We start from the raw sequence: 1154 nt of genomic DNA on the forward strand, positions 1-1154 counted from the left end.
ACCCCATAAGTCAGTACTTACTGTCATCAAACCAAACAGGCTACCGTCCAGAAATGTCGCACAGACAAATGGAAATAACAAAAATACCGGGACGCCAATCTTATTCCGAAGATCTTTTGGCAAGACATAAGGCAAAGCAATGACAGCAGCGAGACTCAATAAAGCAAGATTCACTCGCCACAGTTCTGAGCTGGGGTAACTGCCATACATAAATTGTTGCATCCAGGCAGAAACAAATACCCAACACGCGCCTTCTTTAGAGCAAGCTTCCTGGCTGTCACCACTCCAGTCGGCTGAAAAAATCAGCCAATCCAGCATGCCAGGAACAACGGAGAATAAAATTGCTAGGATAATAATAGTAGCTGTTGAATCGAAGATATTAGAAAAAAGGTTTTCTTTAATCCAGCCAATGACACCAACTGTATCCTTGGGTGCCGGTTTATCAGGCAGCGCTTTAAACTCTCTCATCATTTACTTCCTTTCCACCAAAGCGACTTTCGAATTGAATCGATTCATAACAAAGGAAATACACATGTTTATGACAAAATAGACCGCCATTGTCATAAATACGATTTCTATCGCTTGTCCCGTCTGATTGAGTGTGGTGCCGACAAAGACAGTAAACAAATCCGGGTAACCAATAGCTGTAGCCAGCGTCGAGTTTTTCACCAAGCTTTGATATTCACTATTTAGCAAAGGCGTGATGACTCTCATCGCCTGGGGCACGACGATCAGTGACATAATCTTTCGCTCACTTAAGCCAACACTACGTGCGGCTTCAGTTTGTCCATGCGGCACCGATTGAACACCCGCTCGAACAGCTTCTGCAATGAATGCACCGGTATAAATACTTAAAGCTAAAACCAAAGCCATTAGTTCCGGGATTATTGAGGTTCCACCGCTGATATTGAAGCGCCCAAGCTCTGGGTATTCCAAGTGAAAAGGAACACCCATTATTAGTGTTGTCAGTAGCGGCAGCCCAAAAAGAATACCCAGACTGACTGAAAATACAGGAAACTGCTCGCCCGTATCATCTTGCCTTCTATGCGCCCAGCGGCGAAGAAAGAATATGCCAGCAATCGCTATACACAATGAAGCGTATACAAACATTGAGCCTTGCTCATCAATCACACTTGGGATAAACAAGCCTCGAA

General features: G+C 44.3%; 1 protein-coding gene and 1 pseudogene. Both read right to left on the reverse strand.

Annotation, left to right across the window (positions count from 1 at the left end):
- Window positions 1-471, reverse strand: a pseudogene (locus tag A3757_RS19105) (amino acid ABC transporter permease); the annotation flags it as partial.
- The coding region (locus tag A3757_RS19110; protein ID WP_156506426.1) for an ABC transporter permease subunit at window positions 472-1154 on the reverse strand (683 nt) is incomplete at its 5' end. It lies immediately after the preceding pseudogene.

The sequence above is a fragment of the Oleiphilus sp. HI0117 genome (genome assembly GCF_001635235.1).